The sequence below is a fragment of the Microbacterium sp. genome (genome assembly GCF_031178525.1).
GTDB lineage: Bacteria > Actinomycetota > Actinomycetes > Actinomycetales > Microbacteriaceae > Microbacterium.
The window spans coordinates 1-9793 of the sequence record NZ_JAPSJA010000088.1 but is presented as its reverse complement, the minus strand read 5'-3'; the positions used below and the strand labels follow the sequence as shown (position 1 = coordinate 9793).

Sequence of the window (9793 nt, the reverse complement as noted above, 5' to 3'; positions counted from 1 at the left end):
GCAAGAAGCCGCCGTTCGGCGTCGGCCAGGTCGGCAAGGCGTTCCGCAACGAGATCACGCCCGGAAACTTCATCTTCCGCACGCGCGAGTTCGAGCAGATGGAGATCGAGTACTTCGTGCCGCCGGCCGACGCGGCCGAGTGGTTCGACCACTGGGTCGAGGCGTGCTGGAACTGGTTCATCGACCTCGGCATCGACCCGACGAACATGCGCAGGCTCGACATCCCGGACGGCGAGCGCGCGCACTACTCCGACCGCACGATCGACGTCGAGTACGACTTCGGCTTCCCCGGCAAGGGCTGGGGTGAGCTGATGGGCATCGCCAACCGCACGGACTTCGACCTGAAGAACCACATCGAGGCCTCCGGTGGCAACCTGTCCTACTTCGACCAGGCCTCGGGCGAGAAGTACGTGCCGTATGTGATCGAGCCGTCGTTCGGCCTGACCCGCTCGATGATGGCGTTCCTGATCGACGCCTACACCGAGGAGGAGGTGCCGAACGCCAAGGGCGGCACCGACACCCGCACGGTGCTGAAGCTCGACCCGCGCCTGGCGCCGGTGAAGGTCGCCGTGCTGCCGCTGTCGCGCAACGAACGCCTGTCGCCGCTCGCGCGCGAGGTGGCCGACGATCTGCGCGGCACGTGGAACGTCGACTTCGACGACGCCGGGGCGATCGGCCGTCGCTACCGCCGCCAGGACGAGATCGGCACGCCGCTGTGCGTCACGATCGACTTCGACTCGCTGGACGACCGTGCGGTCACGGTGCGGGACCGCGACTCGATGGGTCAGGAGCGCGTGCCGCTCGAGGGCCTGCGCTCGTACCTCGCGGAGCGCCTGCGCGGCGCCTGACGCATCACTCGACGCGACGTCGAAGCTCCGCCGCGCCCCGACCGATCCACCGGATCAGCGCATCCGGTTCGATTCACCGGACCACTCGATCCGGGACGAGAAAGGAAGAAGCGGATGACATTCGAAGGCAAGGTCGCGATCGTGACCGGCGGCGGCTCGGGCATCGGCGCGGCGACCGCGAAGGAACTCGCGGGGCTCGGCGTGAAGGTCGTCGTCACCGATATCAAGCTCGAGTCGGCCCAGCGCGTCGTCGACGAGATCGTCGCGGCGGGTGGCGAGGCGGCGGCGCTCCAGGGCGACACGGCCGTGGCGGAGGACAGCCGCAAGGCCGTGGACTTCGCGGTCGAGACCTACGGCAAGCTGAACTTCGCGTTCAACAACGCCGGCATCGGAGGCCCCTCGGCCCCGACGGGCGAGCTCGACATCGACGGCTGGAACACGGTCGTCGGCATCAACCTGAACGGTGTCGCGTTCGGCCTGCGCTACCAGATCCCCGCGATCCTCGAGGCGGGGGCGTCCGAGGGGGCGATCGTGAACATGGCGTCCATCCACGGCGCTGTCGCGGCGCTCGGCAACTCCGCGTACACGGCGACCAAGCACGCGGTCGTCGGCCTCACGAAGAACGCCGCGGCCGAGTACGGCGCGCAGGGTCTGCGCATCAACGCGGTGGGCCCCGGCTACATCGACACGCCGCTGCTCGCCGGCGCGCCGGCCGAGGTGAGGGACGGGCTCGTCGCCAAGCACCCGCTCGGCCGGCTGGGCACGGCCGAGGAGGTCGCGAAGGTCGTGCGCTTCCTGCTGTCGGAGGACGCGTCCTTCGTCACGGGTGCGTACTACCTCGTCGACGGCGGCTACACCACCGTCTGACGCCGCGGGCGGGAAGGCTGTGGCGCCGCCGCAGCCTTCCGCCCCCGGCCCGCTCGCACCTCACGGATCGCTGAAGATTCCGTCAAGCCGCGGATCGACGGGCCTTTCCTGCGCGATCCGTCGGATGGCGCCGAGTAGGGTCTCCGGTGGGGGAGGAATCTCGCGCGCCCATTGAGGACGAACCCGTCTATGACCTCTGCACTCGACTTCACCGCCCCGCTCACCAACAGCGGGCCCCGCCTGTCGGACCTCGCGTTCGAGCGGCTCGCCGACGCGATCGTCAAGGGCGTGCTCGGCCCGGGCGAGCTGCTGCGCGACCATGCGCTCGCCCAGCAGCTCGGTGTCTCGCGCATGCCGGTCCGCGAGGCGCTGCAGCGCCTGGAGCGCGCGGGCCTCGTCGAGACCGCCGCGAGCCGCTACACGCGCGTGACGGTGTTCACGCCCGACCGCATCGCTGCCGGCATCGAGTACGCCGGTCTCGTCTTCGGCTCGGCCATGCGCCTCGCCGCGACCCGGATGACCGACGCTCAGCAGGAGCAGGCGCTGGCCGCGCTGGACGAACTGCCCGCCCACGCGACTGCGGCGGATTGCCTCAAGACCATGACGACGCTGTACACGCTCGTGCTCGCCGCCTCGGACAACGAGGTGCTGCAGCGCCGCAGCGACGTCGCGTACATGATCGCCCGCATCGCGTACGCGCTGCCGGCCGAGCAGGTCGTGCGGCCGATCCAGCGCGAGCGTCAGCAGCTGCGCGACGCGCTCGCCGCGCGTGACGCGGACGCGGCCGAGAGCGCCGTGCGCCGCATCCACGGCATCGCCTGATCCGGGCGCGATCACCGGGACGTCAGGGCGGTCTTCAGCCCGCCCGAACCGCCGACGTCGCCTCCTGAGCGGCGCGCGTCACGACTTGTTCTTCGCCGCGGCCTTCGCTGCGCGCTTGAACTCGCGCACCTTGGCGAGCGTCTCGGGACTCGTGATGTCGGCGACCGAGCGGAACGACCCGTCATCGCCGTACGCGCCGGCCGCCTCGCGCCAACCCGCGCCCCGGTAGCCGTACTGCTTACCGAGCAGCGCGAGGAAGATGCGCGCCTTCTGATCGCCGAAGCCGGGAAGGGCCTTGAGGCGCTTGAGCACCTCCCTGCCGTCCGGATCGCCCTGCGTCCAGATCGCGGCCGCGTCGCCGCCCCAGTCGTCCACGATCGTCTGGCACAGGGTGCGCACGCGGTCCGCCATCGAGCCGGGGAAGCGGTGCACGGCGGGCGTCCGGCGGAAAGCCTCCGTGAAGGCGTCCGGATCGTAGTCGGCGATCTCTCGCGCGTCGACGGATCCGATCCGCTGCCGGATCTTCTCCGGTCCCGTGAACGCCGCCTCCATCGCGATCTGCTGGTCGAGCAGCATGCCGATCAGCAGCGCGAGCGGGTTCTCGGTGAGCAGCGCGTCGGCGGCCTCGTCGCCGGTGATCGTCAGAGCCATGACTCCATCCTCTCAGAGCGTCATGAGAGGCATCCGGTCCTACGCGCGGGACGGACGCGCGCTCGGGCGCAGCGCCGGGTCAGGCCGAGGCGATGTCGACGACGGGGCAGGATGCGGCGGCGGGCTGGGCCGGCGCCGGCTCCGCCGTCGTGTCGGCGGGTCGGGCATCGACGCCGAACAGCGTCTCGATCGCGGCGAAGACCTCGTCCGCACGGCCCTGCATCGCGTAGTCGTTCGCGCGCACCGTGGGCGTGTGCAGCAGCCGCCCGACGAGGTGGCGCAGCGCCGCCTCGGACTCGGGGCGCCGCGCGATCTCGTCCTCCAGCAGCGTGAACGCGTGCTCACGCAGTGCCACGATCGCGGGCTGCGCGCTGCGGCTGCGACGCACGTCGGCGAAGCGCGCGGCGGCGTCCTGCACCATGGCGCGCGCCGCCTCCGTCGCCTGCAGCTCCTCGAGCGGGGCGTGCAGGCGGATGGTCTCGAGATCGAGCAGCGTCACGCCCGGGACCTCGCCGACCGCCGGGTCGACGTTGCGCGGCATGCCCAGGTCGATGATGAACAGCGGCTTCTGACGTCCGGCGACCATCGGCGGCTTGACCACGGGGTCATCGCTCGTGGTGCAGGTGATGACGATGTCGCTGCGGTTCGCGGTCTCGACCACGTCGGTGCGCGTGACGTGGTCGATGCCGTACTTCTCGCCGAACATCTTGCCGCGGCCCGAGCCGGAGTACACCGTGATGTCGGTGACACCGCGGTCGCGCAGCGCGGCGATCGTGGCGGCCGCGTACATGCCGGTGCCGATCAGCAGGACCTTCTGGGTCGTCCAGTCGGCGAGGCGACTGTCGGTCAGCTCGAGCGCGAGACGCACGAGAGACCGGCCTGCGCGTCCGAGCGCCGTGGCGTTCTTGATGGCCTTCTGCGTCTCGGTGGCGCGCTGGAACATCCGCTCCAGGTCGCTCGTCGTGGTGCCGTGGTGACGCGCGTCGGTGAGGGCGCGGCGCACCTGGCCGCCGATCTCGCCCTCGCCGATCACGACCGACTCGAGGCCGGACGCCACCGCGAACAGGTGCTCCGCCGCCTTGGCGTCGGTCTTGACGGCGTACGCGCCGGCGAACTGCTCGGCGCTCAGGCCCGACGCCGAGCGCATGGCGTCGGCGATGACCTGGGCGCTGTCCTCGCTGTCGGTCTCGACGTACGCCTCGACGCGGTTGCAGGTCGACAGCACGACGACGCCGTCGACCTCGGGCGCGATCAGCGGCGCGATCCGGTCGGCTCCGGGTGCGGAGAGCTGCTCCAGGACATCGAACGTCGCGGTCTTATGACTCGCGGTGACACAGAGCAGCACAGCAACGATTCTACGCGTCGTCGAAACCGGCGTCTGAGTCCCGGCTGGATGGGGCGGCCGGATCATTCGACGTCGAGCGAGATGCCCGCTCCGAGCGCCGGCCCACGCCGGCTGCCCAGGCGATGCCCGTGTTGCACGAGGCAAGATGGGTGCATGCCTTCTGCCGATGCGCCGCTGCTGCGCGCCCTCCGGGCGGACCGTCCCGAGACCGCCCCGATCTGGTTCATGCGGCAGGCGGGCCGCTCGCTTCCCGAGTACCGCGAGCTGCGCGTCGGCACCCGCATGCTCGACGCGTGCCTGACGCCCGACCTCGCGGCCGAGATCACGCTGCAGCCCGTGCGTCGTCACGGCGTCGATGCGGGCATCTTCTTCAGTGACATCGTCGTGCCGCTGCGCCTGGCAGGCGTCGAGGTCGAGATCGAGCCGGGTCGCGGCCCGGTGTTCGCCTCTCCCATCCGCACCGCCGAGGACGTCGCCCGCGTCACGGCGATCGACCCGGCGGAGGTGGCGGCGGCCGCCGAGCCCGTGCGCGAGGCGGTGCGGCTGACGGTCGCGGAGCTCGACGCGAGCGGCACGCCGCTCATCGGCTTCGCCGGCGCCCCGTTCACCCTGGCGGCGTATCTGGTCGAGGGCGGCCCGTCGAAGGAGCACCTGCGGGCCCGCGCGATGATGCAGGCCGATCCCGACGCGTGGCACCGCCTCGCCGGCTGGCTGTCCGGCGTCTCGCGCGCATTCCTGCAGGCGCAGATCGAGGCGGGCGCCGCGGCGGTGCAGCTGTTCGACTCATGGGCCGGATCCCTGAATCCGGATGTCTTCCGACGCTTCGTCGCGCCGCATTCGAAGGCGGCGGTGCAGGATCTGCCCGTGCCCGTCATCCACTTCGGCGTGGGCACCGGGCCCTTCCTCGGCGACATGCGCCTGGACGGCGTGGCGTCGGCCGTGGGCGTCGACTGGCGCCTGCCGCTGGACGAGGCCGCTGCGGTGGTCGGACCCGACACGACGCTGCAGGGGAACATCGACCCCGCGCTGCTCGGCGCCCCGTGGGAGGTGCTCGAGGCCCACGTCCGCGACATCGTCGAGCGGGGCCGCACCGCCCGCGCGCACATCGTCAACCTCGGCCACGGCGTGCCCCCCGAGACCGACCCGGCCGTCCTGACGCGCGTCGTCGAGCTCGTCCACTCGCTGTAAACGATGACGGGCGACCTCGGGAAGCTGTTCGCACACGCGCACGGCACGCGCGCGGCGGTGATCGGCGGCGGCGTCGGCGGCCTGATCGCGGCGCGCGAGTTCGCCAGGGTCGGCATGACGGTCACGGTCTTCGAGGCCTCCGACAGGCTCGGAGGGGCGATCCGCACCGGCGAGGTCGACGGCATCCCGCTCGATCTCGGCGCCGAGAGCTTCGCCACGCGCGGCGGTCACGTGCGGGCGCTGATCGACGAGCTCGGGCTTGAGGGCGCGGTCGTGGAGCCGAACCGGGCCGGCGCGTGGATCGCCGGTCTTCCCGGAGGCAGGGCCGCGCCGCTGCCCAAGGGCGGAATCCTCGGCATCCCCGCCAACCCGTTCGCGGACGACGTGCGACGCGTGATCGGCTGGGGCGGTGCGTGGCGCGCGTACCTGGATCGCCTGCGGCCCCCGCTGACCATCGGCCACGAGCGCAGCCTCGGTCGCCTCGTGCGCTCCCGCCTGGGTGCCGCCGTGCTCGAGCGGCTCGTCGCCCCCGTCACCAGCGGCGTGTACTCCGCGCGCCCGGACGACATCGATCCGGACATCGCCGCTCCCGGGCTCAACGCCGCGCTCACGCGCGCGGGCTCGCTCAGCGGCGCTGTCGCGGAGCTGGCAGCGCCGCGCGAGGGCCGCGCGCCCGGGTCGGCCGTGCTGGGCCTCGACGGCGGGATGGGTCGGCTCGTGGACGCGCTCGCCGCGTCGCTGCGCGCACAGGGCGCCGAGCTGCGCACCGGCTTCCCGGTCGACGCGATCGAGCGCACCGGCGGCGGTTGGCGCGTCGTGTCCGGCGAGGAGCAGGTGGACGCGGACGTGGTGATCGTCGCGACCGAGGAGGGCACGGCGCGTCGCCTCCTCGCACCGCACGTCCCGGGTCTCGCGGCCGAGCCGGTCGCCCCGGGCCCCGTCGTGCACGTCGTGACGCTCGTGCTCGCGGCCCGCGGTCTCGACGCCGCCCCGCGGGGCACGGGCGTGCTCACCGTGCCGGGATCGTTCCGCGCCAAGGCCCTGACGCACGCCACCGCCAAGTGGGGATGGGTCGCCGAACGGGCCGCATCGGGCCGGCACGTCGTGCGCGTGTCGTTCGGCGCGCAGGGCGAGCCGCCCGTGACCGAGGGGATGTCGGACGAGGAGATCGCCGCCCTCGCGGTCGAGGAGGCGGGCGCCATGCTCGGCGTGCCGCTGACACGCTCGCAGGTGCGGGGCTTCGCGATCGAGCGCTTCGCCCAGTCGCAGCCCGCCGCGACGATCGGGCTGCGCGAGGCGACCGAGCGCACGCGCACGGCCATCCGCGCAGTGCCGGCGCTCGGCGCGGTCGGCGCCTGGCTCGCCGGCACCGGCCTGGCACAGGTCGTGCCGGACGCGCGCGATGAGGCGGATCGCGTCCGCCGCGGAGCGCTGTTCGGCTGAGCGGGGCCGTGCCCGCTTTTACCGGCTGACGCGGCCGACCGCAACCGGATGCCGGATCCGGCATACGCCGCTACTCTCGAACTGCAGCACGAGAACGACGACGTGAGGAGAACCCATGCGGGGCAAGTTGGGACTCGTGATCGGCCTCGGTGCGGGCTACGTGCTCGGCACACGCGCAGGCCGTGAGCGCTACGAGCAGATCAAGACGCAGGCTCTCAAGATCTGGAACACGGATCCGGTGCAGGAGCAGGTCGGCAGGGCCAAGAAGCTCGCGACCTCGAGCGCCCTGGCGCTTCCGCGCGCCGCCTGGACCGGCGCCGTCGGCGTCGTCAAGGCCGTGAACAAGCAGGGCACACCGGGAAGCAAGCTCGACGCCGCGCTGGATGCCACCAAGGACGCCGCGGAGGACGTGAAGAAGGCGACCGACCCGGACGTCACGAAGGTGGCTGACACGAAATGACCACGCAGCAGCCCCGCCCGGACGGCCGGGTGTCGCCGGTGCGCGACCGCGCCGACGACGGGCTGTTCACGCTGATCGGCGATGTGCCGCAGCTGGTCAAGAACCTGATCGTCGCGGAGTTCAACGCGATCAAGGGCTGGCTGGGTAAGACCGCGAAGGACGCGGGCATCGGCACCGGCATGATGTTCATCGCGCTGTTCTTCATCGCGTGGGTCGTGCCGATGTTCCTGGTCTTCCTCACGGCCCTGCTGTCGCTGTGGCTTCCCGTGTGGGCGGCCGCGCTGATCGTGATGGGCGTGGGCATCGTGCTGGCGATCGCGGCCGGTCTGGTCGGTCTCGTCTTCTACAAGCGCATCGGCAAGCGCGAGAATCCCATGGAAGCCGCCAAGACCGACGTGCAGATCGTGAAGGAGGCCGCCAGTGAGTACTGACGCCGTCCGCTACACCAGCTCTACGCCCCGCGCCGCCGTGTCCAAGACGGTCGTGCCGAGCGGCATCACCGACCCCGTGGAGCACGCGCGCGCCGAACTGAAGGCCGCGCTCGCCGCGATCGAGCACAAGGCGAATCTGCCCGCTCGGGCGTCGGAGAGGATCGAGGCCGGCGCGGTGAAGGCCCGGGCGTTCGCCGACAGGGAGCCCGCTGCCGCCCTCGCCGCCGCGGTGGGCGTCGCGGTCGCGGTGGGAGCCGCGATCTGGGGCCTCGCGCGCCTCGTCGCGCGCTGACCTGCAAGCCGGTAGACGGCTCCCTCGGGCTTGCGCCTGGAGGGAGCCGTTCGCTGCGCGCGGCAAGTGAGACACCGTCGTGATCTCCCGCGTTTTGCCGCGGCGGGTGCGAGAGGGAGGATGGGTACATGGCTGACCCGCACCATGCTCCATCCGACGCGTCCGCTGAGCCCGCCCTCGCTGGCGACAACTACAGCCTGTGGGCCGTGTGGCGGCGTGACCCCGCCCGGCCCGTCGGCGAGGCCGATGCGATCGAGCTGGAGAACATCGTCTCGTTCCTTGCCGACGGCGGCGTGACCGTCCGCGGCTTCTACGACGTCAGCGGCCTGCGCGCCGACGCCGACCTGATGGTCTGGCTCCACGGACCGGTCGCGCAGGATCTGCAGCGCGCCGTGCGCCGCCTGCGCCGCACCGATCTGCTCGCGCCGCTGCTGCCGACGTGGAACGCCATGGCGGTGCACCGCGACGCCGAGTTCAACAAGCGTCACGTGCCCGGCTATCTGCGGGGGATCGCCGCGAAGCAGTGGCTCACGATCTACCCGTTCGTGCGCAGCTACGAGTGGTACCTGCTGCCGGAGGAGGAGCGCAGCGCCATGCTCCGCGATCACGGCATCAAGGGCGCCGCGTTCCGCGGCGTCACCGCGAACACCATGGCGTCGTTCGCGCTCGGCGACTACGAGTGGATGCTGCCCATGGAGGCCGACGAGCTGACGGACCTCGTCGACATGATGCGCGAGCTGCGCTACACCGAGGCGCGCCGCCACGTGCGCGAGGAGGTGCCGTTCTTCACCGGCCGCCGCGTCGAGATCCCCGAGATCGCCGAGATCCTGCAGTGACGTCTCTCGCGGCCGACGCGCCGATCCGGCTCGGCACCCGTCGCAGCGCCCTCGCGATGACCCAGTCGGGTCACGTGGCGCGTGCGCTCGAGGAGGTGTCCGGCCGCGCCGTCGAGCTCGTGCAGATCGTGTCCGAGGGTGACACGAACCGCGGGTCCCTCTCGCAGCTGGGCGGGACGGGCGTGTTCGCGACGAGGCTGCGCGAGGCGCTCGCCGAGGGAGAGTGCGACCTGCTCGTGCACTCGCTGAAGGATCTGCCGACCGCGCAGCCCGAAGGCTTCGTGATCGCGGCGACGCCTCAGCGCGCCGACGCGCGCGACGTCGTCCTGACTCGCGACGGCACCCCGCTCGAGCAGCTGCCGGCCGGATCGCTGGTCGGCACCGGCTCGCCGCGCCGGATCGCGCAGGCCCTGCGCGCGCATCCGCAGCTGGAGATCCACGACCTCCGCGGCAACGTCGACTCGCGCATGCAGCGCGTGGTGGACGGTGAGCTGTCGGCGATCGTGCTGGCCGCCGCGGGGCTCGACCGGCTCGGTCCCGAGACCCCGCTTCAGTACGAGCACCGCGACCTGGACGCGTGGCCCACGGCCGCAGGGCAGGGCGCGCTCGC

General features: G+C 72.0%; 12 protein-coding genes. 10 read left to right on the top strand and 2 right to left on the bottom strand.

All coding sequences use genetic code 11. The annotated features are described in order from the left end of the window. From RIF89_RS07605 to RIF89_RS07595, 3 genes are all read left to right on the top strand, one after another. Positions 1 to 848 (top strand): glycine--tRNA ligase (locus RIF89_RS07605; protein WP_309068524.1); only part of this gene is annotated, 848 nt, incomplete at its 5' end. A gap of 114 nt (positions 849 to 962) precedes the next feature. Continuing rightward, positions 963 to 1715 carry an SDR family oxidoreductase gene (locus RIF89_RS07600; protein WP_309068523.1) on the top strand — a complete coding sequence of 251 codons (753 nt, stop codon included), beginning with the start codon at positions 963 to 965 and terminating at the stop codon, positions 1713 to 1715. 189 nt (positions 1716 to 1904) lie between these two features. Continuing rightward, positions 1905 to 2537: a GntR family transcriptional regulator gene (locus RIF89_RS07595; protein ID WP_309068522.1), complete on the top strand. Its 633-nt coding sequence runs from the start codon at positions 1905 to 1907 to the stop codon at positions 2535 to 2537. A gap of 78 nt (positions 2538 to 2615) precedes the next feature. Here RIF89_RS07595 and RIF89_RS07590 read toward each other — a convergent pair whose 3' ends face one another. Together RIF89_RS07590 and RIF89_RS07585 are read right to left on the bottom strand one after the other, a co-directional pair. Next, complete coding sequence (locus RIF89_RS07590) at positions 2616 to 3188, bottom strand: HhH-GPD-type base excision DNA repair protein (RefSeq protein ID WP_309068521.1); 573 nt, start codon at positions 3186 to 3188, stop codon at positions 2616 to 2618. Between the two features lie 79 nt (positions 3189 to 3267). Beyond that, positions 3268 to 4533: a glutamyl-tRNA reductase gene (locus RIF89_RS07585; RefSeq protein ID WP_309068520.1), complete on the bottom strand. Its 1266-nt coding sequence runs from the start codon at positions 4531 to 4533 to the stop codon at positions 3268 to 3270. A 153-nt stretch (positions 4534 to 4686) separates the two neighbouring features. On the opposite strand from RIF89_RS07585, the gene hemE reads away from it, so the two are divergent. The 7 genes from hemE to hemC form a co-directional block, all read left to right on the top strand. Then, positions 4687 to 5721 (top strand): uroporphyrinogen decarboxylase, encoded by a 1035-nt coding sequence (hemE, locus tag RIF89_RS07580; protein WP_309068519.1) that lies wholly within the window; start codon positions 4687 to 4689, stop codon positions 5719 to 5721. A gap of 3 nt (positions 5722 to 5724) precedes the next feature. After that, positions 5725 to 7164 (top strand): protoporphyrinogen oxidase, encoded by a 1440-nt coding sequence (hemG, locus tag RIF89_RS07575; RefSeq protein ID WP_309068518.1) that lies wholly within the window; start codon positions 5725 to 5727, stop codon positions 7162 to 7164. Between the two features lie 115 nt (positions 7165 to 7279). Further along, entirely contained in the window at positions 7280 to 7624 is a 345-nt protein-coding gene (locus RIF89_RS07570) for a hypothetical protein (protein WP_309068517.1), read from the top strand. Further along, positions 7621 to 8055, top strand: coding sequence for a phage holin family protein (locus RIF89_RS07565; protein WP_309068516.1), 435 nt, complete (start codon positions 7621 to 7623; stop codon positions 8053 to 8055). Before RIF89_RS07570 ends, RIF89_RS07565 begins: the two co-directional genes overlap by 4 nt. After that, entirely contained in the window at positions 8045 to 8347 is a 303-nt protein-coding gene (locus RIF89_RS07560) for a hypothetical protein (RefSeq protein WP_309068515.1), read from the top strand. The genes RIF89_RS07565 and RIF89_RS07560 overlap by 11 nt, the downstream gene beginning before the upstream one ends. A gap of 128 nt (positions 8348 to 8475) precedes the next feature. Continuing rightward, a complete protein-coding gene (gene hemQ, locus RIF89_RS07555) occupies positions 8476 to 9183 on the top strand; it encodes a hydrogen peroxide-dependent heme synthase (RefSeq protein ID WP_309068514.1) in 708 nt (235 codons plus the stop codon). Continuing rightward, the coding region (gene hemC / locus RIF89_RS07550; RefSeq protein ID WP_375294452.1) for a hydroxymethylbilane synthase at positions 9180 to 9793 on the top strand (614 nt) is incomplete at its 3' end. The genes hemQ and hemC, both read left to right, overlap by 4 nt.

What these genes read in the sequence shown, in the direction of transcription:
- RIF89_RS07600 (WP_309068523.1), top strand. Translation starts at nt 963, where the DNA reads ATGACATTCGAAGGCAAGGTCGCGATCGTGACCGGCGGCGGCTCGGGC.
- RIF89_RS07595 (WP_309068522.1), top strand. Translation starts at nt 1,905, where the DNA reads ATGACCTCTGCACTCGACTTCACCGCCCCGCTCACCAACAGCGGGCCC.
- RIF89_RS07590 (WP_309068521.1), bottom strand. Translation starts at nt 3,188, where the DNA reads ATGGCTCTGACGATCACCGGCGACGAGGCCGCCGACGCGCTGCTCACC.
- hemE (WP_309068519.1), top strand. Translation starts at nt 4,687, where the DNA reads ATGCCTTCTGCCGATGCGCCGCTGCTGCGCGCCCTCCGGGCGGACCGT.
- hemG (WP_309068518.1), top strand. Translation starts at nt 5,725, where the DNA reads ATGACGGGCGACCTCGGGAAGCTGTTCGCACACGCGCACGGCACGCGC.
- RIF89_RS07570 (WP_309068517.1), top strand. Translation starts at nt 7,280, where the DNA reads ATGCGGGGCAAGTTGGGACTCGTGATCGGCCTCGGTGCGGGCTACGTG.
- RIF89_RS07565 (WP_309068516.1), top strand. Translation starts at nt 7,621, where the DNA reads ATGACCACGCAGCAGCCCCGCCCGGACGGCCGGGTGTCGCCGGTGCGC.
- hemQ (WP_309068514.1), top strand. Translation starts at nt 8,476, where the DNA reads ATGGCTGACCCGCACCATGCTCCATCCGACGCGTCCGCTGAGCCCGCC.